Raw genomic sequence first — 21,940 nt, forward strand, 5'->3', positions numbered from 1 at the left:
GAAAATCACGATCACCAACACCAAGGAGATCGCCAGAATATACCGCGTCATATGAGGCGTTGCCCCAGCGCGCGCGTCGTCGGTTTTGACGTGGATACGATCGTTCGGGTCAGCCATGATATGTTTAACCCCCGGGAACAGTTTTGGGTCCGCAGCCGTAACGAACACGAACCCATACTGAATTATAAATACGCCCTAATCAAGGCGTTGACTGCCCCTGACCCAACCGATTTAGTTTGCCGGGACGGTCGCCTGATCGAAGAACAGCGCCTGGCTGATCGCCGCCTTAACGGTCGAGCGCTGGAACGGCTTGGTGATCAGGAAGGTCGGCTCGGGCCGCTCGCCGGTCAGCAGGCGCTCGGGGAACGCGGTGATGAAGATCACCGGGACCTCGAACTCGGCCAGGATGTCCTTGACCGCGTCGATACCCGAACTGTCGTCGGCAAGCTGGATGTCGGCGAGCACGAGGCCCGGCCGCATTTCCATAGCCAATGCGACGGCTTCGTCGCGGGTAACCGCGACACCGGTCACGTCATGGCCGAGATCACGTACGATCGTCTCGATATCCATCGCGATGATCGGCTCGTCCTCGATGATCAGGACCTTCGCGCGGGTCTGGTTCTCGATCTCGGACAGCGCATCGGCGACGAGATCGTCGACTTCGCTCGGCTCGACCTCGATGAGATACGCGGCATCCTCGGGTGTGAAACCTTCCATCGCGGTCAGCAACAAGGCCTGCCGGGACAACGGAGTCATGCGGGCCAAGCGCGCACGCGCGACGGCCTCATGACCCTTCGCCTCATCGACACCCTCGTCGGCGACCTCGTCGAAGTTCGCCGAATTCCAGATCGCCTGGAACATCCGGTACAGGCCGAGGCGGGGATCGACATCGCGAGGAAACTCCTCGGGGGCTGCGACGATGGCCTCGAGCGTGGCGCGAACATACTTGTCGCCATGCATCTGGCTACCGGTCAGTGCCCGGCCATAGCGCCGCAAAAAGGGAAGGTGCGGTGCGAGTTGCTGTCCAAGCGACATGGGTAACGAATACTCCCTGATCCTATGCGGCCCCTCATGTGTCGGGCGGCTCGCAGCATTACAATGGCGTCGGTCGAAAATGGCCCGGATCCGTCGCCCGATCGTCTTAACATATGACAACGTTGTACGGAGACGGGGAAATTTCGCTCGAACACGGAACTATCGAGATGCTATTTGGTTTCACGAACAGCTTTTTGTGAGTAGGCGACCTGTGTCAGGGATCGTGCCATGCTCGCAACCACACCATCGGTATGCGTCGTGCAGGGGGAAGTTTTGAGTTTGGGCCACGACACGGAGAAGACTTCGTCTGCCAAGATCCCGAAGGCTATCCCCAACAAGGATCAGCAAATGGGGTCGGCCTTGCGCTCGGTCTATCAGAAAACTGTCGATGAGACGATCCCGGACGATCTGCTCGATCTTCTCGGCAAGCTAGACTGACGGCGGGCCGGATGGCCTCGCCGATCGATTTGTCCGACGAGCGATCGCCGCTCGCAGAACTCCCTGAACATCGACTGTTTGCAACCATGCGGCGGCTGCCGACCGGCGCAAAACTGTTCCTCATCCTTAGTGCGGCGCTACTGCCGCTGGCGTTGATCGCGGTTTTCGCGACCTTGCAGACTACGCGGCTGGCCGATCAGGAAGCACGGGCACGGCTGCGTGTCACCGCCAACGAAAGTGCGCGTGCGATCGCGATCGAGTTGGTGGGCGACATGACGGCGTTGCGCGTCGCCGTGAACGCGCTTGGCAACGATCCTGCCGATGCACCGAGTTGCGCACGCGCACAGGGCGTCTTCGCACAGCAGTCTTCGGCCGGGACGCGCTTCATCATCACCGATCGCGCCGGCCACGTGCTGTGCGGCGTCGCATTGCCCAACCCGGTGACGTTGCGACGCGACGACATGCCAATCTCGGCGGCGATCGTACCGGACACCGGGCTGCTGTTGGCGATTTCCGGCCCCACGTCCGGCCGACGCGGCGGCACCTCCGCACGTGCCTATTTCCCCCGCGCGTTCCTCGAAAAGATTGCGACGCCGTCGACGCGCGCCTCGGCGGTCAGCAGCGCGATCGTCCTCGACGAAGAAGCGCTCCACCTCGAAACCATCCCCGACGAACGGCCGCTCGATCGCATGGAGACGACCCGTACCGATCTGGGCGTCGCAGGCCTCGCACTGCGCACGAGCGTCCGCAGCGCGCCGGTCACGTCGTCGCTGATCGTCGCGATGCTCTTGCCGCTGCTGATGTGGCTCGCCGCCGCCAGCATCGCGTGGTTCGTGGTCGACCGACTGCTGATCCGGCCGTTGCGGCGGTTGCGCGGCGCGGTCGCTGCGTTCACGCCGGGCGAGGAACTCGACTTCGGTGTCGTCAGCACGCTGCCCGCGCAGGAAATCCGTGAACTCGGCGAGACGTTCCAGTCGATCAGCCGGACGGTCGCGTTGCACGAAGCGGGGCTTGCCGAGGGTCTGGTCAGACAGACTAAGCTGACGCGCGAAGTACATCACCGGGTCAAGAACAACCTCCAGGTGATCTCCAGCCTCATCAATTTCCACGCGCGCAGCGCCCCCAGCGCGGACGCGACCGCGGCCTATTCCTCGATCCAGCGCCGCGTCGATGCTCTGGCAGTGGTGCACCGCAATCATTTCGCCGAGCTCGAGGAAAATCGCGGGCTCAACCTGCGCACCATGATCGGCGAATTGTCGGCCAACATCCGCGCGACCGCGTCCGAACGGTCGCATGGCCTCGGCATCACGCTCGATATCGATCCGTATCTCGTCAACCAGGATGTCGCCGTCGCGATCGCGTTCCTCGTCACCGAGATGATCGAACTCGCGATCAGTTGCGATCCGGTCGCGCAGATCCGGATCGTCGTGAAACCCGCCGAAAAGATCGCCGACAAACCCGACCGCGGACTGCTACGCGTCGTGTCGCGCGCCTTGGTCGAGAGCGATGCACTGCGCGAGTCCGTCTCGCGCTATGGGCGTGTCATGGAGGGTCTTTCGCGCCAGTTGCGCTCGCCGCTCCATCACGATCCGTTGGTCGGCGCTTACGAGATCGCCTTCGCGGTCACCGGTCGCGATTGAGCGAACCCGGTATTTCCGGTTCGCAGGATAAAATTCGGAAAAACTGGGAACCGAGTGCCGCGACCACCGTTTGATAATTCGGATAGCGAATTTATGCCCCCCCGCTCTCGCTATCCCGAACACAGGCCCGGCCGCATCACCCTCCCCCCCCGGTGATGCTGTCGGGCCTTTAATTTATCCAAACCACTGCGTTGGCGAGTTTCGCCGCCGGAACGAAATTCCCGCCCGAACATTGCATCTCCGGTGGCATTCAAGCCCTTGGAGGAAGTATTATGCGTAAGTTGGTTGGACTGGCGATCGTGGCTAGCGCTTTGATGGTATCGGCCTGCAACACCGTCGAGGGTGCAGGCAAGGACGTGGCTTCGGCCGGCAAGACCGTCGCGAAGACCGCAGACAACGCCAAGTAAGCCTTCACGCTTAGTGCAATGCGGGGCTCGGTGCACATGCACCGGGCCCCGTTTTCGTATCAGCGCTCGACGATATCGGTACCGGCGTCGGTCTCGTCCTCACCGTCCGTCGCCTGCGCCTTGGCGCGGCTGCGCTCGGTGAACCAGATCCCGACCAGCGCCATTTCGTATAGGATGACGAGCGGGATCGCGAGCAGCAGCTGCGAGCCGATATCCGGCGGCGTCAGCACCGCGGCGATCGCGAACGCCGCGACGATCGCATAACGCCGCGCGCCGATCAGCTGCTTGCGCGTGACGATGCCGGCCCGCTCGAGCAGCATGAGCAGCACCGGCAGCAGGAACGATATGCCGAAGCCGAACAGGAACTGCATCGTGAACGACAGGTAATTGCCGATCCCCGGCAGCGCCTCGCGGTGGATGCCGCCGACCATCCCGTCGAACCCGAGCAGGAAGTGCAGCGCCATCGGGATCGCGACATAATACGCCATCGCCGCACCGGTCAGGAACAGCACCGGGGTCGCGAGGATGAACGGCAGGAGCGCGCGCTTCTCCTTCTTGTAGAGCCCGGGCGCGACGAACTGCCACAACTGGTTCGCGATCACCGGGAACGACAGCATCATCGCCGCGAAGAACGCCACCTTGATCTGGACGAAGAACGCCTCGAATATCTCGGTGTAGATCACCTTGTTCTGGCCGGCCGCGAGCAGCGGGTGGACCAGGAAGCCGAAGATATCCTCGGCGAAATACATCGAGATCGCGAACGTCACGACCAGCGCGGCGATGCAGTACAGCAAGCGCCGCCGCAACTCGATCAGATGGTCGAGCAACGGTGCCCGGCTAGCGTCGATCTCGCTCATGTCATGCTTTCAGCCGCCACGGGGGCGCGGAGGTTGAGACCGATCACGACGACGCGACGTCGGACTTGCCGGTCTTGTCGTCGATCGCTTGGGGCGCAGGAACCGGAGCGGTCGTCTGCGTATCGAACAGGTCCGGGGCGCGATCCGGCGAAAGCGGGGCCACCCCAGGCCGATCGCCGTGACCGGTATCGTGACCCGAAGCATCAACGGGCGCGGCGGGGGCGACGACCGGCTTCTCGACCATCACTGGCTCGTCCGTATGATCGTCCGCGTGGTCGAGGGACCGATAATCGCGACGGTACTCCTCCGTCTCCGGCGAATGCACGACCTGCGTGGTATCGGCCGTAGCATCCGTACCCGTCTGTGGATGCTCGCGCATGATGCGTTCGTTTTCCGACGCCCAGCGCTTTTCCATCTCTTCGAGTTCGGCCTCGCGGACCATCGAATCGAAGCCCGAGCGAAATTGCCGCGCGACGCCGCGCGCCTTGCCGACCCAATAGCCGACCACGCGCATCGCCTTGGGCAGATCCTTCGGACCGATCACGATGAGCGCAACGAAAGCCACGAGCAGGAACTCGGAGGCATCGATATTGAACATCAGCAGCGCCTATTCGGAGACGTCAACTCAACCGGTTTCAAGCGGGACGGTCGTCACGGACGCGATTGCCGTCGCGATCGAACGCGGGATCGGCGGTCTTCTGCGCTTCGATCCGCGCCGATGGCTTGGCCGGCGTCTCGTCGTCGTTCTCGGACATGCCCTTCTTGAAGTTCTTCACGCCCTTGGCGACGTCGCCCATAAGGTTCGAGAATCGGCCGCCGCCGAGAAGGAGGATCGCGACGACCGCGAGGACTAGCAAGTGAATCGGGCTGAAACCGCCCATGGCAATTCTCCTGGAAACTGGACCCTATCTAAGCCTCATCCCGTCTCATTGCCAGCCATCTCGCCATCGACGTCCGCGTCGCGGTGACCATCGCCGTCACCGTCCAAGCGATCGAACGCCAGATCGACCGGGTCGAGCAGTCCCGCGGCGCGCAGATCGTCGATCCCGGGCAGGTCGCGGCGGCTCTGGAGTCCGAAATGGACGAGGAATGCAGGCGTGGTCGCAAACATCAGCGGGCGTCCCGGCACTTCGCGCCGCCCGGCCGGCTTCACCCAGCCAGCCTCCATCAGGACGTCGAGCGTCCCCTTCGAGATCTGCACCCCGCGAATCGCCTCGATTTCCGCGCGGGTCACGGGCTCGTGATAGGCGATGATCGCGAGCGTCTCGATCCCCGCGCGGCTGAGCTTGCGCGGTTCCTCGCGGTCGCGGCGGAGCATGTGCGCCATGTCCGGTGCGGTCTGGAACTGCCAGCGCTCGCCGCGTCGGACGATGGCGATGCCGCGACCGGCATAGTCGGCGGTCAGCTGGTCGAGTGCGGCGCGGACGTCACCGCTACCGACATGCGCGCGGATCGAGTCGAGCGTCAGCGGTGTCTCGGCCGCGAACAGTACCGCCTCGACGGCGCGCGCGAAATCGTCGGGCGGCGTCACGCGCGGGCTCTCAGATACAGTGGCGCGAAGGGCGACGCCTGGCGCAGTTCGATCTTCCCCTGCCGCGCGAGTTCGAGCGCTGCGACGAAGCTGGACGCGAGCGCCGATCGCCGGAGACGCTCGCCCGCTTCGGGGAGGAAGCTTTCGATCACGCTCCAGTCGATCCGCTCGCCGACCAGCATCGACACGCGCTCCAGCGCCGCCTCCAGTGTCATCACCTCGCGGTCGGCGACGACGTGCATCACCGGCCGCGTCCGCGCGGAAATGCGGCCGTACGCGGCGATCAGGTCGAAGATCTCGGCCTGCCATGCCGCCTTGCGCACCGTACGCAGCCCCTCTGGTGCGCCGCGCAGGAACACGTCGCGCCCGGTCCGGTCGCGCGCCATCAGCCGCGCGCCGGCCTCGCGCATCGCACTCAGGCGTTCGAGCCGCAGTTGGAGCCGCAGCGCGAGTTCCTCCGGGTCGGGCTCGGCGAGCGGGTCGCGTGGCAGGAGCAATGCCGACTTCAGATACGCCAGCCAAGCCGCCATCACGAGATAGTCGGCGGCGAGTTCGAGCTTCAGCGCGCGCGCGGAGTCGACATAGGCAAGGTACTGCTCGACCAGTGCGAGGATCGAGATCTTTCGCAGATCGACTTTCTGCCCACGCGCGAGCGATAGCAGCAGATCGAGCGGCCCCTCCCATCCGTCGAGATCCAGGGTCAGTTGCACTTCGTCCATCGCCGGACGCTACAGCGCGTGCCGCCGGGCATCCACCCTCTACGTTTGACGCTCGACCATATGAACCGTACACGTTTCATATGGTCAGGGTGAATGTGAGGTTTGAATGGGTATTGTGAAGATCGACGACGCGCTGCACGAGGATGCGCGACGCGCGAGCCAGGTACTATGCCGGTCGATCAATGCGCAGGCGGAGTTCTGGATGAAGATCGGCATGCTCGCCGAGGCCAACCCGACTCTGTCGTTCAACGATATCGTCACCGCGCAACTCGCCGCGGCGTCGGTGCGCGTGTCCGACAAAACGGCAGCCTGAGATGGTGAAGACGCCGGCCGAACTGGCGCTGATGCGCGTGTCGGGCGCGTTGCTGGCGTCGGTGTTCGAGATGCTCGACGTGCAGGATCTGGCGGGGCTGTCGACGTTGCAGGTCAACGACATGGTCGATCGCTTCATCACCGAAGACCTCGCCGCCCGACCCGCGAGCAAGGGGCAATATGGCTTCGAGTATGTCCTGAACAGCTCGATCAACCATGTCGTCTGCCACGGCGTGCCGAACCCGCGCGACGTCATCCGCGATGGCGACATCGTCAATCTGGACATCACGTTGGAAAAGAACGGGTTCATCGCCGATTCGAGCAAGACGTATATGGTGGGCACCGTTTCGCCCGCTGCGAAGCGCCTCGTGCGGGTCGCGCAGGAGGCGATGTGGCAGGGTATCCGGCAGGTCCGGGCGGGCGCGCATCTCGGCAATATCGGCTTCGCGATCGAGCGGCATGCGAAGAAACACGGCTATGCGGTGGTGCGCGACTATTGCGGGCACGGCATCGGCCGCGAGATGCACGAGGAGCCGCAGGTGCTCAATTTCGGGCGCGCCGGGACCGGCATGACGCTGCGCGAGGGAATGGTGTTCACGATCGAGCCGATGATCAACCAGGGGACGCGCAAGGTCTCGACCGAGGATGACGGGTGGACGGTGGTGACCGACGACGGCAAGCTTTCGGCGCAGTTCGAGCATACGGTGGCGGTGACGTGCGGCGGGGTCGAGGTGCTGACGTTGCGCGGGGATGAGCGGGCTCGGGGGTTGGGGTAATCTGGGGTGAGCGTGATTGAGGCGGTCGCAACCGTTCAATCCATTCCGTTCGTGCTGAGTAGTGCCTGAGTAGGCTCGCAGAGCCGTACCGAAGGCGCGTATCGAAGCACAGGTTCCGCGCGCCAACCCGTCCGTCGATACGCCGCTTCGACAAGCTCAGCAGCTACTCAGGACGAACGGATGGTGTGCTTTCCACAGAGCCCACCACCCCGGCGAAGGCCGGGGCCCAGTTGGGGGACGTCGATGATTGAGGACGGCGCCCCGTTACTGCGATCTTTCCAACTGGGCCCCGGCCTCCGCCGGGGTGGTGGATGATGGGCTACCGTCAGGCGCGCGCCAACAACGCATCCCGCGTTGCGATCAGGTCAGCAAAGTCACCCTTGGCCGCCCCTACCGACGCCATCGCCCGATCGAGCCTCGCGCGCGAGGCATCAGAGATTTCCCCAAGCCGCCCGGCGATCTCGACCATCTCGTCCATGCGCGCCCAGCAATCGAGCACCAGATCGCACCCTGCGGCGATCGCGCCCGCCGCCTTGTCGCCGGCGGTACCGGACAGCGCCTTCATGTCGATGTCGTCGGTCATCAGCAGGCCGTCGAAGCCGATCCGCCCGCGAATGATCTCGTCGATCACGATCGGCGAGAGCGTCGCGGGGTGATCGGCGTCCCAGGCGTCGAAGACGATGTGCGAGGTCATGCCCATCGGCGCCTGGTTGAGCGTGCGGAACGGTTCGATGTCGACCTCGAGGTCGGCGTCGGTCGCGGTGACGGTCGGGAGGTGGTGATGCGTGTCGACCTTGGCGCGGCCGTGGCCGGGCATGTGCTTGACGACACCGACCACGCCGCCTTCGGCCAGCCCTTCGAGCGTTGCGCGGCCGAGGGCCGCGACGCGCATGGGGTCGGAGCCGAACGTCCGTGAGGCGACGGCTTCGGTGGTATCCGGCTGCGACACGTCGAGCAGCGGCAGGCAGTCGACGGTGATGCCGACCTCGCTGAGCATGACGCCAAGCGCCTGCGCGTTGGCGCGTGCCGCCTGGATCGCGGTCATCGGCGCGCGTTCGTAGGCTGCATCGAACACCGGGCCAGCGGGGAATGCGGGCCATTCGGGTGGTCCCATCCGCGCGACACGGCCGCCCTCTTGGTCGATCAGGATCGCCAGGTCCTGACGTCCGGCCAGCGCGCGGAGCGAGTCCGTGAGTGCCCTAACCTGCGCGCGGTCGACGATGTTGCGCTTGAACAGGATATAGCCCGCGGGCTCGCATTCGGCGAAGAACGCGCGTTCGGCGGGGGTGAGGACGGGGCCGGACAGGCCGAAGATGACGGGCTTCATGACTGGGTCCTAAACCGAAAGCCCCCCCTTACCGTTCGCCCTGAGCGAAGTCGAAGGGCCTGCGTATCGGAAGCGGCTTCGACTTCGCTCAGCCCGAACGGCAATGGGGCCATATCCTCAATAGTCCTTCGACACGCGGACGTTGGCGCTCTGGCGGCCGAGCGTGGAGATGCTCGACAGCAGCGACAGCCAGCGGGTGACCTGGAACTCGACCTGCGTAGCGGAATAGCCCTGACCGTCGGTGACGATCTCCGCGTAGAGGCGTCGGGTGACGTATTTGCCGGCCGCGATCGAGGTGCCCTGCCCGGTCTGTGGATCGGCGGGGAGGATGCGGAGGCGGTCGAGCCCGGCGGCGCGGCGCACAGCGTTGATCGGGTTAAGACCGCTGCCGCCGCCCTGCAATGCCGCGACCGCCGCCGCTAGCTGCAACGCTTCGGGCGCGGACAGGTTGGTGATCGAGGTACCGAACAACAGCCGCGACAGGAGTTCGTCCTCGGGCAGCGCGGGCGTGCTGGTGAAACCGATCTCCGGCTTCAGCGCGTAGCCGGTAACGCGGATCGATGCGCTCAGCCCCGTCGAGTCCGCATTCGCCTCGATATCCAAAGCCGGGTTCGCGGGCACCTGCCCGTCGAAGCGGATCACGCCGCGTGCCAACTCGAACTGCCGCCCGGCAAATTCGTAGTCGCCGCGGATCAGCGTGGCGCGGCCGGCGATCGCCGGGTTCTCGGGCTGGCCGGCGATCTGGAGGTTGGCGGACCATTCGCTGGTGAGGCCGAGGCCGCTGACCATGACCTGGTTCGGCGCGCGCGCCTTGATCGCGAGCGTCCAGGGCTTGGTCGGGGTTGCGACTTCCTCGCCGCCGTCGGGCAGGTTGATTTCGCGGATGTTGAGCTGCGGCACCGCGCTGGCGGCGGTGGCCTGGCCGAGGCGATAGCGGCTCTTGTCGAGTATGACGTCGCCGGCGATCGTGCCGCCCGAGCCGGTCGACTTGAACGTCAGCGGGCCGGACACGGTCGCGCCGATATCGTCGCGGTTGATCATCACCGCCTTGTCGGCCTGTAGCGCGAGGTCGAGGCCGATCCCGGCGGCGGCGGCGAATTCGAACTGGCCGGTGCCGGTGACACGGCCCCCCTTGCCCGCGTCCGCGCCGAACCGGTCGATCACAAGTCGCGAGCCGCCGAAGCGCCCGGTCGCCTGGACATTGGTCAGGACAGTGCCGGTGGTCGCACTTTCGATCCGCGCGCCGTTCGCCTGGACGATACCGCGCAGCGTCGGGTTGGCGAGCGTGCCGACGACGTCCGCGCCGATCGCTACCGGGCCTGAGAGGTCGAACAGCTCGACACCGGTGAGCCGCCAGAGCGTATCGGCCGGACCGCTGTACCGAAGTTGCCCGAACAGGCGGGCGTTGGTGATGCGCGCGGCGAGATCGCCTTGCCCTAACGGCGCGAGTTGGGCCTGGGCACGGCCGATCGTCTTGCCGCCCGACGCGATCACCGCGCGCAGGCCGAGCTTGTCGGGCGACAACACCGCGGCGACACCGACGTCGATCGGCCGCGACGAGAGGACGAGCCCGGCGCGGCTGAGCCCGCGGATCGTGAGATCGGCCTTGCCGGTCGGCGCGGCGCCGTTCGCGGTGGCGACGTTGAAACGGCCCGATGCCGAACCGCTGAGCCCGAGCCCTGGATACCCGATATCGAGCAGCGCGAGCGGCATGCGCGTCAGGCTGGCGTCGACCGCCGTGCTGGTGCCGGTGAAATGGCCGCCGACCTGCGCTTCGCCGCCGCCGAAGCTGAGCTTGGTGGGCGCGAGGTGCCAGCCGTCTTCGCCCTCAGTCAGGATCGCGGGGGTGAGCAGTTTCAGTGGGCGGCCGTCGAGCGTGCCTTGCGCGGAGATCGCGTAGCTGTTGGCGGTCACCTGCGTGACGCTCTGGATATCGAACGCCCGTCCGCGCGAGCCAGCGATCGATGCCTTGATCGTCCCGACGCCGCCTCTAAGTGACGCCGCGCCGTTGAACCGGGCGAGGCTGAGCGTGCCGCGACGCAGGCCGAGGCCGGTTGCGGTCGCCTCGATCGAGGTGCCGGCGGGATCGAGCAACGTAACGAAATCGAGCTTGCCCGATCGGAGCGCAACGGTGTCGAGCGTCGCGGCCTTGGCGGCGAGATGGCCTTCGATGCGCTGAACGGTCCCGACCGGACGGAACAGAAGTTCGCCCGAGATACCGCCGCCTGCAACCGCGAGCGCGCCGTTGAAGCCGCCATCGACGACCGCGATGTTGCCGCTCGCCCGCGTGCCGGCGACGTTCAGTGCAGCGCCCTGGATCGTTGCATCGGCGCCCGGCGGCAACAGGATCGCGCCATTGGTCGTGAACGCGCCGAGCCGCGATCCGCCGGCTGCGGTGAACGCGAACCCTTGCGGCGTCGGGTCGAGATGCGCGCGGACGTTCGACAGGCCAAGCGTCGCGTTGGGGCTGGCGAAGACGAGGTCGAGCGTCGGCTTTTCGATCTGGCCGTCGAGCACGAGCTGTACCGGGCCATAGGTCTGCTGGCGCCCGCTTCCCTCGAAATGAAAGGTTCCGTCACGACGACGATAGCCGTTGCCGGTCAGCCGGATCTGCGGCGCGGTCAGCACGAGGTTGGTGAAGTGGAGGATGCCGTCGGTGGTGCGTTCTAGGTTGGTGGTGATGCGCGGCAGCCCCCCTGCGAGGCTGCGGAAGAACGCGTTGTCGAGCCGCACCATCTGCGCGCTGCCCTGGCCGATCACGCGCGTGCCGTGGCGGTTCGGGCCGGGGACGACGCGCAAGGTGGACTTGACGTCAACGATGCCGAGGCCGGGGATCAGATAGCGGCCGAGCCCGCCGTTGATGCCGACCTCGAACTGGCCGTTGCGCAGGTCGACCGCGAGATTGATGCTGCCGGTGAGTTTGTCGGAGCGGAGCCTGAGCGCGTCGCCGGTGAGCAGCGTCGGCGTCACGCGGAGCAGACCGTCGACCGACAGGTTGCGCAGGATCCCGCCCGCGACGGTGCCGACCCCGGTGACGCGCGCCGCGGTGAAACGGATCGGCACGGTGACCGGCGCCGCGGAGAGGCGGCCCTTGCCGGCGGCGTGGGCGTTCTCGAACCCGGTCTGGTCGAACGCGAACCGGCTCGCGTCGAGGCGGTAATCGAACGCGGCGGTCGCGAACGGGCCGTCGAGGATCGCACGCAATTCGACCATGTTGCCGGTCATGTTGTCGAACAGCGCGGGCGGCCGCAGCAGCCGCGCCTTGATCCGGACGTCACGATACGCGTTCGCACCGAGATCAACGATGCCGGTCGTGTCGATCGCCAGTGCGGGCGTTCGGAGCGAAAGCTGCCCGTCCAGTCGGCGGTTGGCGAACTCCGCACTGCCGTTGACGAGGATGCGCGGCGCCGTCAGCCGTTGCAGCCGCCCCTTGAGCAGCGACGACGGCGAGAGCGTGCCCGACAGCGTGTAGCGCCCGGCGACCTGCGCGAGCGCGAGATCGACGACGCGCGTCGTGCCGACGATGCCGTTCGCGCGGCCGTCCCACTTCGCCCAGCTACCGTCGCCGGTAACCGCGAGCGCGACCGGCCCCTTCGCCCTCACCATCCGCGCGAGCACGCCGCCCGCGGCCCCCTTAGCGGCGACGTCGAGGTCGAAGCGGTCGCGCGCGGGCTCGGCATCGATCCGGAGCTTCAGGTCGTCGCTGCCGGCGACGCGCGCCTTGAGATCGACCAGCGCCCGGCCCGACCGGATGTCGGCGCGACCTTCGAGCGTCCCGATCCGCTGCGTTCCCAGCACGCGCTTCGCCAAGGTCAGCCGCCCGACTGACAGCTTGCCGATATGGATATCGAAATCGGGCAGGATCGGGCCACGCGTCCTGGACGGTCGGGTGCGCGGCGTGTGCGTCAGGATCGCACGATCGACGATCAGCCGCTGGATCTCCAGCCGGTTGGAAAACCAGTCGAACGGCGACCAGTCAAGCGTCACATTGGGCGCCTGGAAGACCAGCCCCTCAAGGTCGTACACGCGCAGGTCGATGAGCCGCGTATCGCCGTACAGCGATCCTTCGATCCGCCCGACCGTGAAGCGCAGGCCGTTGGCGGTCCTGATCGCGGCGATGCGGTCCGCGACGAAGCGGTGGCCGATCCCCGTGTCGACGATCAGCAACGCGGTGCCGACGATCACGAGCAGCGCCATGACCGCGCTGACGATCCAGCGCCACCACGCGATCCGGCGCTTCGGAAGAGCGGCCACCTCGCTCAAAACGCCTGACCCAGCGAGACGTACACGGCGACGCGGCTGTCGCCCGGCTGCGGGTTGATCGGCGTGCCGACGTCGAGGCGGATTGGGCCGAAGTTCGAATAATAGCGCACGCCGATGCCGGTGCCGTATTGCAGCCCGGTGAACTTGGGCAATGGCGAGGTGTAGATGTTGCCCGCGTCGAGGAACGGCACGATGCCGAAATTGCCGAACGCCTTGACCCGCGCCTCGATCGAGAATTCGGTCAGGCTGCGCCCGCCGATCGGGTCGTTGTTGGGATCGCGCGGCCCGATCGACTGATAGCCATAGCCGCGCACCGACGCGCCGCCGCCGGCGTAGAAACGCCGCGACGGTGCAACCTCGTCACGCGGGGCGCCGACGATCGTACCGAGCCGGGTACGGGCGGCAAGCACCACCCGGTCGCCGAACGGCTGGTAGACGCTGCCGTCGAACTGCGTGCGCGCATAGCCGAACACCGAGTTCTGCAACGACACCTCGGGGCTGAGCCGCGCGCCGAGCCGGAACCCCTTGGTCGGGTTCAGCAGATCGTCCGATCCGTCATAGTTGAGCGTCGTCGGCAGCGCGCCGATGAAGAACGTCCGCCGCCGCGGTGCGCCGGTCGAGACAATCACGTCGCGCTCGTCCGACGCCAGCAGTTCGGCACCGACCGACCATGTCCAGGTCTTCTGGAAGAAGATGTTGGTCTGGCGCTCGAGGCTGCCCGCGAGCGTGAAGGTCTTCGCGTCGTACGCGTCGCGATTGGTGTGGACGCCGGAGGCCTGGAACGTCAGCACCCGGTCGCGGCCCTCGAAATTGTTGCGGCGGAAGACGACCGAGCCGAGCTGTTCCTGCGTGCCCAGTACGCCGCGTACCGTCAGCGCGCCCTCGGGCGGGAACAGGTTGCGGTGCGTCCAGCTGAGTTCCGCGCGCGCGCCTTCGCCGGTGCCATAGCCGAGCTCGCCCGCGACGGTGCGCGGCGGTGCCGGGTCGAGCTTCACCGCGACGTCGACAGTATCGGGCGTTGCCCCCTGCACCGGCTTGAGCTCGACCGCGGACACGAGGCTGGTCTGGATCAGAGCGCGGCGCAGATCGTCGAGCTTCGCTGCGTCGTACAGGTCGCCGGGCGAGAAGCGCGCGATCTCGGCGACGTGATCCGCGCCAAACACGCGGTTGCCCGGTAGCGCGCGGATCGTGCCGAATTTGCGCGCGCCGCCGGGTTGCACCGACAGGTCGAGCGTCGCGGTGCGGGTGGCGTGATCGACGACGATCGCCGGATCGCCGACCTTGGCGAACGGAAAGCCTTCGCGGCCGATCTGCGTCGTCAGCTTGGCCTGGCCCGCGACGATCGCATCCGAATTGACGGGGTCATCGGGCTTCACGCCGAATGCGGTCGTCAGCCCCGGCGCCTTGTCGCCTGCCGCGGCGATGCCGTCGATCGTCACGCCCTTGAACTTGTAGAGCGTGCCTGGGCTGGCCGACAGCACGACCATCGGCTTGGTGCCCGGCTCGACCCGCGTGACGACGTTGGCGTCATAATAGCCCTCGGCACGAAGCAGGCTGTTGAGCAGATCGGCATCTTCGCGCGCGCGGCGGTCGAGTTGCGCGGCGTTGGCGGCCTGGTGATCGTTCGCGTCGAGCGTCGAGAGTGCCGCGAACCGCTGCCGCAGCAGCGTGTCGTCGATCCCGTCGATACCGTCGATCCGCCAGGCGTAGCGGCTTTCGGTATTGGCATCGACCGCGGCGACCGTGGCGGCCGGGTCGATCGGCGAGTTCGCGAGATCGGGCCACGCGACGCCGATATCGGGCAGCGCGGCGAGCGGCGAATTGGGGTCGAGCGACATCGGCGTGTTCGCGGTCGGCGGGGCCGGTATCTGTGCAGGCGCGGGCGCTGGTGCGGTTTGGGCACGCGCGGCGGATACGCCGGCACCGGAAACCGCCCCCGCTGTCGTCAGAACGAAAAAGGCGGCGGCCGGCCCGGCTCGCCCGACGCGGAACACCATGTCAGGCTCCTAGCCGGGCTTGTCGTTGCGGAACAGTATCTAACGCCGCATTTCCGCCACGTTTCGTCCGGGCGGGGGATTGCGCTGGTGCGGGGCGTCCTGACGCGGGTCGTCCGGCGGGTCGGCGAACGCGCGCGGCTGGCATCCCGGCGCGGTGCGTGGCAGGACGGGGCGATGGCCGACCCCACTTCCCGCGACACCCTCCCTCCCCACAAGGACCCCAGCGCCGCGGGCGGGTTCCTCGTGGCGCTCGGCATGCTCGGCGGGGCGGGGGTCGGCTTTGCCATCGGGCAGGCGACTCCGGGGTTCCTGATCGGGACCGGGGTGGGCGTGCTGGCGGCGGTGCTGGTGTGGCTGCGGGACCGGCGGTAGAAGGCTCGTTCCGCTCGTCCGCCCCCTCTTCCGTTCGTCCCGAGTAGCCGTCGAGTAGTCGCCGCAGGCGGCGTACCGAGACGGCGTATCGAGGGACAGGGTGGCGCGCGGAACCGGTGCTTCGATACGCGCCCTCGATACGCTCCTGAGGGAGCTACTCGGTCGCTACTCAGCACGAATGGAAAGGGCGGTAGCCCCCCTAACGCGGCTCGCGCATCTGCCACACCACGCGGCCGATCACGGCGATCCGCCCCGCCGGGATCGGTCCCGCCGCCGGGTTGTCGCTCGTCGCCACCAGCGTCCCGCCGGCCAGCGCGACGCGCTTCACCATCACCGCGTCGTCGATCCGGATGACGTACACCCCGCCTTTCGCGCGCGGTGTCCGGTCGGCGGTGTCGACCACGATGTGATCGCCGTCGAACAGCCCCGGCTCCATCGAACTGCCGCGCACACGGATGATCGCCGCCTGCCCGTCCCTTAGCCCGAGTTTCCGCGCGAGGCCGGGGTCTAGCGTGTCGGTGCCGAGAACGATTTCGCCGTCGACCTGCGCGCCCGGCCCTGCGGACGCGGCGATATCGAGCTTGCGGATGCGGAAACCCACCGCGCGATCGGGTGGCGCGCCGAGCACCGTCTCGCTCACGCCAAGATAGGCGGACAACAATCGTCGGTCTCGTTCGCCCAGGATTCGCGGTGATCCACGACGGACATATTGCTGGAGATACGCCGCGTTGCGCCCGAGCATCGCCGACAGCGCCGCCAGACTGTCGCCCCGCGCCGCCGCCAGCGTCGCCAGCGCGGTCCTCGGATCGGGATCAGATGCGATTTTCGACATCACGCGACCCTAGCGCAGGAAATTTCCTAGACAAGTAGGATTTGACGGAACAGATCAAGAACGGAGCAAGGGACTCGGGAGGAACGACGGTGACGATTCTGATGAAGATCGATCGATATCTGCGGCAGACGGGCATGCCGATGACCAAGTTCGGCCGGCTGGCGGTCGGCGATCCGAGGCTGGTGCACGACCTGCGCCGCGGTCGTCAGGCGCGCGAACCGATGGTGGCGCGGATCGAGTCGTTCATCGCGCGGAACGGATCGTGAGGATGGACGCGATCCGCGGCCCCGATGCGGGCACGCTGTTGATCCGCGCGCTCCGCAGTCAGGCGACTGCGGTAGGCCTGACGATGCACGTCGAGTCGATCGCGTGTACGCCTTGGGCGAGCGCTACGTTCGTCGGCACGCAGCACCGGCTGACGATCGCGGCCGCTCCCGTACCCGGTCTTCGAGACTGGATCGACCGGCTGCCCGAGGCGGAGTTTGCGATGCGCGGGCATATCGTCGCCGATCTGGTGGTCGACCGCATCGAGTCGATCGGCGACCGCGAGCATGTGACGATCGCGGTGCTGACGCTGATCGACGCGTAAACGTCTCGACAGGGGTGGACTTTCGCTGGCCGAACCACGAAGTCGGCGGTCGACGAAGGAGATTCATATGGCCGGGATGGGCAAGTTCGACTGGGCGGATCCGTTCCTGCTCGACGATCAGTTGAGCGAGGACGAGCGGATGATCCGCGACAGCGCGAAGGCCTATGCCGACGACAAGCTCGCGCCGCGGATTATCGACGCGTTCCAGCACGAGCATACCGACCCTGCGATTTTCCGCGAGATGGGTGCACTCGGCTTGCTCGGACCGACCATCCCCGAGGAATATGGCGGCGTCGGTGCATCGTACGTCGCGTACGGGCTGGTCGCGCGCGAGGTAGAGCGGATCGACTCGGGGTATCGCTCGATGATGTCGGTGCAATCTAGCCTCGTGATGTACCCGATCAACGCGTTCGGCTCCGAAGAGCAGAAGCGCAAATACCTGCCCAAGCTTGCGACCGGTGAGTGGATCGGCTGTTTTGGGCTGACCGAACCTGATGCCGGCTCCGATCCCGGTGGGATGACGACGCGGGCGAAGAAGACGGCCAACGGTTATGTAATCTCGGGCGCGAAGACGTGGATCTCGAACTCTCCGATCGCGGACGTGTTCGTGATCTGGGCGAAGTCCGACGAGCATGGCGGGGGCATCCGCGGCTTTATCCTGGAGCGCGGGATGAAGGGACTGGAGACGCCCAAGATCGAGGGCAAGCTGTCGTTGCGCGCGTCGATCACGGGCATGGTGATGATGGACGAGGTCGAGGTCGGTGACAACGCGCTGCTGCCCGACGTGCAGGGCTTGAAGGGGCCGTTCGGCTGCCTCAATCGCGCGCGTTACGGGATTTCCTGGGGTGCGTTAGGCGCAGCGGAGTTCTGTTTCCATGCGGCGCGGCAATATGGCCTCGACCGCAACCAGTTCGGGACGCCGCTGGCGGGGCGGCAGCTTTTCCAGAAGAAGCTGGCGGATATGGAAACCGAGATCGCGCTCGGGTTGCAGGCGAGCTTGCGCGTCGGGCGGTTGATGGACGAGGGCCGGTTCGCGCCGGAAATGGTCTCGATCGTGAAGCGGAATAACGTCGGCAAGGCGCTCGATATCGCGCGCATGTCTCGCGACATGCATGGCGGGAATGGAATTTCGGGGGAGTATCAGGTGATGCGCCACCTGATGAACCTGGAGACGGTCAACACGTATGAGGGTGCGCATGACGTACATGCGTTGATCCTCGGGCGGGCGATCACGGGTATCGCTGCGTTTTGAGTTCAACCCCTACGTCCTACCACCCCGGCGAAGGCCGGGGCCCAATTGGGGAACGCGTATTGGCTGACGCTGCGCGTTGTTACTCCGGCCTTTCCAATTGGGCCCCGGCCTTCGCCGGGGTGGTGTTATGACGGAGGAACGCAAACCCTCCCCCCTCGCCGGTTTGAAGGTAGTCGAACTTGCCCGGATCCTTGCGGGTCCTTGGGCGGGACAGGTTCTTGCCGATCTCGGTGCCGAGGTGGTCAAGATCGAGAGCCCGGCCGGTGACGACACGCGAACCTGGGGGCCGCCGTTCATCGACAACCCTGACGGCACGCGTGATGCAGCGTATTTCCATGCCGCCAACCGCGGGAAGCGGTCGGTCGTTGCCGACTTTACCACGCCTGAAGGCCAGGCTGTCGTCCGCGACCTGATCGCCGATACCGACGTCGTGATCGAGAACTTCAAGGTGGGCGGGCTCGCCAAATACGGGCTCGACTATGCCACCCTATCCGCGATCAACCCGCGGCTGGTATATTGCTCGATCACCGGGTTCGGGCAGGACGGGCCCTATGCTCCTCGCGCGGGTTACGACTTCATCGTCCAGGGCATGAGCGGGATCATGGACCTGACCGGCGAACCGGACGGCGCGCCGCAGAAGATCGGCGTGGCGTTCGCGGACATCATGACCGGGCTGTATGCGGTGATCGCGATCCAGGCGGCGCTGGCGATGCGCGAGCGGACTGGCCGGGGTCAGCAGATCGACATGGCGCTGCTCGATACGATGACCGGGGTGCTCGCCAACCAGGCGATGAATTGGTTCGCGAGCGGCGTGTCGCCGACGCGGGTCGGGAATGCGCATATGAACGTGTGTCCCTATGCGGTGTTTCCGTGCGCGGATGGGTGGTTCATCCTGGCGGTCGGGAATGACGGGCAGTTCCGGCGGTTCTGCGATGCGATGGGGTTGCCCGAGATGCGCGACGATCCGCGGTTCGCGACCAATGCCGGGCGGTTGGCGTTCACGGACATCTTGTTCGCGGGGATCGAGGCGGCGACGTCTCTGGTGCCTAAGCTCGAGTTGCTGGCGCGGCTGGAGGCGGTCGGGGTGCCTGCCGGGCCGATCAATACGGTCGCGCAGGCTTTCGATGATCCGCAGGTTATCGCCCGGGGGATGGCGATCGAAGTCGCGCGGCCGGATGGGTCTCTGGTTCCGGGGCTGCGTACGCCAATCCGGTTTTCCGAGGCCGATCTCGCGACTGGGCGGGCGGCACCGATGCTGCCACGTCCGTCATCCTGACGAAAGTCAGGACCCAGAGCCACTAGCGCAGACATGCGTGGCTCTGGATCCTGGGTCGAGCCCAGGATGACGGATGGGGGTTAGGCCGCGACCTCCGCCACCGGCTTCCGTGCGTAAAGCCCGTATGCCAGGATCAGCGCGTAGCAGATCGCCGGGAGCAGCAGCGCGAAGTGCAGGCTGCCCGACTTGTCCGCCAGCATGCCCGTCAGATACGGGACGATCGCGCCGCCGACGATCGCCGTGGCGATCACGCCCGAGCCTTCCGCCGCACGCTTGCCGAGACCTTCGGACGCGAGGCTGAAGATCGTCGGGAACATCACCGCGTTCATCAGGCCGATCGCCAGCAGCGCCCAGCCCGACACTGCGCCCTCGGTGTTCGCCGAGATCAGGATCAGCGCCAGCGTGCCCGTCGCGACGCCCGCGAGCACCTTGCCGGGCGACACCTTGTTCAGCACGTACGCGCCGATGAACCGGCCGACCAGCGCGCCGCCCCAGTAGAACGGCACATGCTTGCCCGCCGCGACGTCGCTCAGGCCCATCACGCTCGGCTGCATGAGATAGTTCACGATCAGCGAGCCGACCGCGACTTCGGCGCCGACGTACAGGAAGATGCACGCCGTCCCCATCGCGAAGCGCGGGCGCTTCAGCAGCGTGAACGCGTGGAAGATGCTGCCAGTCTGGTCCTGCTCCTCGTTGAGCCGGTTGCGACGGGTCCACACCACCGCCGCGACGATCAGCAGCGCGATCGCGAGGCCGATATAGGTGTGCACGACGGTCCGCGACGACTCCGTCCGGTACGCGTCGAGCGCGGCGCCGGTGAGCGTCGAGGAGTCGACCGTCGCCAGCCCGCCGAGGATCAGCGCGGAGCCGACATACGGAAAGATGGTGGTGCCGAGCGAGTTGAACGCCTGCGCGAACGTCAGCCGGCTCGAGGCGGACTTGGGATGGCCGAGCGCCGAGATCAGCGGGTTGGCGACGACCTGCACCACGGTGATGCCTGCGCCGAGCACGAACAGCGCGAACAGGAACATGCCGAAGCTCGCCTGCCCTGCGGCGGGGATGAACAACAGGCAGCCTGCGGTCATCGTCACGAGCCCGATCGACGCAGTCCGCATGTAGCCGGCTTTGCGGACGATCGCGGCGGCGGGGATCGAGAACAGCGCATAGGCGAGGAAGAACGCCGACTGGACCAGCATCGCGGTCGCGTGGTCGAGCGTAAACAGCTCCTTCATCTTGGGGATGATGATGTCGTTCAGCGAGGTGATGCCGCCAAAGATGAAGAACAGCGCAAACACGAACACGCGCAGGTCGGGCGCGTCGTAGCCGTGGCTGGCGTCGCCTCCGGCTGCTGCGGTGGATTTGGTATCGACGTGCATCGTATTGCGCCCTCTCGCGGTATTTCCGCGCGACATAAGCCGGGGTGGCGACGCGTGGCAATGCCGCGTGGTGCGATCCGTCCCGTCAGGCTAGGACGACGGCATGAGCCGCTTCACCGTCAACAACGAGCCGATCGAATACAAGCTCGACAATGCTACGCCGCTGCTGTGGGCGCTGCGCGATGCGTCGAACCTCACGGGGACGAAATATGGCTGCGGCACCGGGCAGTGCGGCGCGTGCACGGTCGATATCGATGGGCGCGCGATGCCGAGTTGCCGCGTGCCGATCGGCTCGATCGAGGGGGCGTACGTCACGACGATCGAGGGGCTGTCGCGTGAGCGTAACCACCCGGTACAGCTGGCGTTTATCGCGGAGTCGGTGCCGCAATGCGGGTTCTGCATTCCCGGGATGATCATGGCGGCGGCCGCGTTGCTGAAACGCAATGCAGACCCGAGCGAAGCGCTGATCCGCGAGCAGATCACCAACCTGTGTCGGTGCGGGGTGTATCCGCGCGTGGTCGAGGCGATCCAGCGCGCCGGGCGCGCGATGCGCGGGGAAGAGGTGATCCCCGCCGGGCCGCGACCGGGGATCGATCCGGCCGACTCGGCGCGGCTGGTGCCAGCACTGGTGCCGCCGCCGGCGCGGTAGCGCGCGCTTCAATGCCAAGCATGTTCTCCCGCGAAGGCGGGAGTCCAGTCTGGGCTCCCGCCTTCGCGGGAGAACAAGTAAGAGCGCGATGTGTGCGTTGGTTAGGCCGCCCACCCAACCGTCGCCAGCATAACCGCCGCTACCCCTGCTGCACCACCCCGGCGAAGGCCGGGGCCCAATTGGAACGTCCAAGGTAATTGGTCGCGCGCCTTGTTACTCGCCGCCCCAATTGGACCCCCGCCTTCGCCGGGGTGGATGCTTCAAAGACGTAGCGACGTATCCGACCTAAACC

22 protein-coding genes are annotated in these 21,940 nt (G+C 66.4%); 11 read left to right on the top strand and 11 right to left on the bottom strand.

Annotation, left to right across the window (positions count from 1 at the left end; all coding sequences use genetic code 11):
- Positions 1 to 231: 231 nt before the first annotated feature.
- On the bottom strand, positions 232 to 1,035 hold the full coding sequence (locus ASF09_RS17860; protein ID WP_056055802.1) for a response regulator: 804 nt from the start codon (positions 1,033 to 1,035) through the stop codon (positions 232 to 234).
- A gap of 228 nt (positions 1,036 to 1,263) precedes the next feature.
- Here ASF09_RS17860 and ASF09_RS17865 point away from each other — a divergent pair, with 228 nt between their 5' ends.
- The 3 genes from ASF09_RS17865 to ASF09_RS17875 all read left to right on the top strand — a co-directional run bounded on the left by ASF09_RS17865 (position 1,264) and on the right by ASF09_RS17875 (position 3,520).
- The gene (locus ASF09_RS17865) at positions 1,264 to 1,473 is read left to right on the top strand and encodes a NepR family anti-sigma factor (protein WP_056055800.1); all 210 of its coding nucleotides are present in this window, start codon (positions 1,264 to 1,266) and stop codon (positions 1,471 to 1,473) included.
- A gap of 86 nt (positions 1,474 to 1,559) precedes the next feature.
- Positions 1,560 to 3,113 (top strand): sensor histidine kinase, encoded by a 1,554-nt coding sequence (locus ASF09_RS17870; protein WP_056056072.1) that lies wholly within the window; start codon positions 1,560 to 1,562, stop codon positions 3,111 to 3,113.
- A gap of 272 nt (positions 3,114 to 3,385) precedes the next feature.
- Positions 3,386 to 3,520 carry an entericidin A/B family lipoprotein gene (locus tag ASF09_RS17875; protein WP_056055798.1) on the top strand — a complete coding sequence of 45 codons (135 nt, stop codon included), beginning with the start codon at positions 3,386 to 3,388 and terminating at the stop codon, positions 3,518 to 3,520.
- Positions 3,521 to 3,579: 59 nt separating this feature from the next.
- Here ASF09_RS17875 and tatC read toward each other — a convergent pair whose 3' ends face one another.
- From tatC to ASF09_RS17900, 5 genes are read right to left on the bottom strand one after another with little or no spacing between them, the layout of a single operon-like run.
- Positions 3,580 to 4,377 carry a twin-arginine translocase subunit TatC gene (gene tatC / locus ASF09_RS17880; RefSeq protein ID WP_060527437.1) on the bottom strand — a complete coding sequence of 266 codons (798 nt, stop codon included), beginning with the start codon at positions 4,375 to 4,377 and terminating at the stop codon, positions 3,580 to 3,582.
- A 43-nt stretch (positions 4,378 to 4,420) separates the two neighbouring features.
- Complete coding sequence (gene tatB, locus ASF09_RS19880; protein ID WP_082444438.1) at positions 4,421 to 4,975, bottom strand: Sec-independent protein translocase protein TatB; 555 nt, start codon at positions 4,973 to 4,975, stop codon at positions 4,421 to 4,423.
- A gap of 37 nt (positions 4,976 to 5,012) precedes the next feature.
- The gene (locus ASF09_RS17890) at positions 5,013 to 5,258 is read right to left on the bottom strand and encodes a Sec-independent protein translocase subunit TatA (protein WP_056055794.1); all 246 of its coding nucleotides are present in this window, start codon (positions 5,256 to 5,258) and stop codon (positions 5,013 to 5,015) included.
- 35 nt (positions 5,259 to 5,293) lie between these two features.
- Complete coding sequence (gene scpB, locus ASF09_RS17895) at positions 5,294 to 5,908, bottom strand: SMC-Scp complex subunit ScpB (protein ID WP_060527438.1); 615 nt, start codon at positions 5,906 to 5,908, stop codon at positions 5,294 to 5,296.
- Positions 5,905 to 6,627, bottom strand: coding sequence for a segregation and condensation protein A (locus ASF09_RS17900; protein WP_060527439.1), 723 nt, complete (start codon positions 6,625 to 6,627; stop codon positions 5,905 to 5,907). Before ASF09_RS17900 ends, scpB begins: the two co-directional genes overlap by 4 nt.
- 106 nt (positions 6,628 to 6,733) lie before the next feature.
- Between ASF09_RS17900 and ASF09_RS17905 the strand changes: the two genes are divergently transcribed.
- Together ASF09_RS17905 and map are read left to right on the top strand one after the other, a co-directional pair.
- On the top strand, positions 6,734 to 6,940 hold the full coding sequence (locus ASF09_RS17905) for a ParD-like family protein (RefSeq protein ID WP_060527440.1): 207 nt from the start codon (positions 6,734 to 6,736) through the stop codon (positions 6,938 to 6,940).
- A 1-nt stretch (position 6,941) separates the two neighbouring features.
- Positions 6,942 to 7,715 (top strand): type I methionyl aminopeptidase, encoded by a 774-nt coding sequence (gene map / locus ASF09_RS17910; RefSeq protein ID WP_060527441.1) that lies wholly within the window; start codon positions 6,942 to 6,944, stop codon positions 7,713 to 7,715.
- Between the two features lie 325 nt (positions 7,716 to 8,040).
- On the opposite strand, the gene ASF09_RS17915 is transcribed toward map, so the two are convergent.
- The 3 genes from ASF09_RS17915 to ASF09_RS17925 form a co-directional block, all read right to left on the bottom strand.
- Positions 8,041 to 9,042, bottom strand: coding sequence for a glycoside hydrolase family 3 N-terminal domain-containing protein (locus tag ASF09_RS17915; RefSeq protein WP_060527442.1), 1,002 nt, complete (start codon positions 9,040 to 9,042; stop codon positions 8,041 to 8,043).
- Between the two features lie 117 nt (positions 9,043 to 9,159).
- Positions 9,160 to 13,239 carry a translocation/assembly module TamB domain-containing protein gene (locus tag ASF09_RS17920; RefSeq protein WP_060527536.1) on the bottom strand — a complete coding sequence of 1,360 codons (4,080 nt, stop codon included), beginning with the start codon at positions 13,237 to 13,239 and terminating at the stop codon, positions 9,160 to 9,162.
- Between the two features lie 62 nt (positions 13,240 to 13,301).
- A complete protein-coding gene (locus ASF09_RS17925) occupies positions 13,302 to 15,302 on the bottom strand; it encodes an autotransporter assembly complex protein TamA (RefSeq protein ID WP_060527443.1) in 2,001 nt (666 codons plus the stop codon).
- A gap of 174 nt (positions 15,303 to 15,476) precedes the next feature.
- On the opposite strand from ASF09_RS17925, the gene ASF09_RS17930 reads away from it, so the two are divergent.
- Positions 15,477 to 15,674, top strand: coding sequence for a hypothetical protein (locus ASF09_RS17930; protein ID WP_082444461.1), 198 nt, complete (start codon positions 15,477 to 15,479; stop codon positions 15,672 to 15,674).
- A 199-nt stretch (positions 15,675 to 15,873) separates the two neighbouring features.
- Here the strand turns inward: ASF09_RS17930 and ASF09_RS17935 are convergent, their stop codons facing one another.
- Entirely contained in the window at positions 15,874 to 16,506 is a 633-nt protein-coding gene (locus ASF09_RS17935) for a S24 family peptidase (RefSeq protein ID WP_060527445.1), read from the bottom strand.
- 89 nt (positions 16,507 to 16,595) lie between these two features.
- Here ASF09_RS17935 and ASF09_RS20770 point away from each other — a divergent pair, with 89 nt between their 5' ends.
- The 4 genes from ASF09_RS20770 to ASF09_RS17950 all read left to right on the top strand — a co-directional run bounded on the left by ASF09_RS20770 (position 16,596) and on the right by ASF09_RS17950 (position 19,623).
- Positions 16,596 to 16,772: a hypothetical protein gene (locus ASF09_RS20770; protein ID WP_165899516.1), complete on the top strand. Its 177-nt coding sequence runs from the start codon at positions 16,596 to 16,598 to the stop codon at positions 16,770 to 16,772.
- Between the two features lie 2 nt (positions 16,773 to 16,774).
- Complete coding sequence (locus ASF09_RS17940) at positions 16,775 to 17,095, top strand: hypothetical protein (RefSeq protein WP_060527446.1); 321 nt, start codon at positions 16,775 to 16,777, stop codon at positions 17,093 to 17,095.
- Between the two features lie 67 nt (positions 17,096 to 17,162).
- The gene (locus ASF09_RS17945) at positions 17,163 to 18,347 is read left to right on the top strand and encodes an acyl-CoA dehydrogenase (protein WP_060527447.1); all 1,185 of its coding nucleotides are present in this window, start codon (positions 17,163 to 17,165) and stop codon (positions 18,345 to 18,347) included.
- 127 nt (positions 18,348 to 18,474) lie between these two features.
- Positions 18,475 to 19,623, top strand: coding sequence for a CaiB/BaiF CoA transferase family protein (locus ASF09_RS17950; protein WP_060527448.1), 1,149 nt, complete (start codon positions 18,475 to 18,477; stop codon positions 19,621 to 19,623).
- 80 nt (positions 19,624 to 19,703) lie between these two features.
- Here ASF09_RS17950 and ASF09_RS17955 read toward each other — a convergent pair whose 3' ends face one another.
- A complete protein-coding gene (locus tag ASF09_RS17955) occupies positions 19,704 to 20,999 on the bottom strand; it encodes a sugar MFS transporter (protein ID WP_060527449.1) in 1,296 nt (431 codons plus the stop codon).
- A 103-nt stretch (positions 21,000 to 21,102) separates the two neighbouring features.
- On the opposite strand from ASF09_RS17955, the gene ASF09_RS17960 reads away from it, so the two are divergent.
- A complete protein-coding gene (locus tag ASF09_RS17960; RefSeq protein ID WP_060527450.1) occupies positions 21,103 to 21,648 on the top strand; it encodes a (2Fe-2S)-binding protein in 546 nt (181 codons plus the stop codon).
- Positions 21,649 to 21,940 lie beyond the last annotated feature (292 nt).

Origin of the sequence: Sphingomonas sp. Leaf242 (genome assembly GCF_001422045.1) — a bacterium.
GTDB lineage: Bacteria > Pseudomonadota > Alphaproteobacteria > Sphingomonadales > Sphingomonadaceae > Sphingomonas.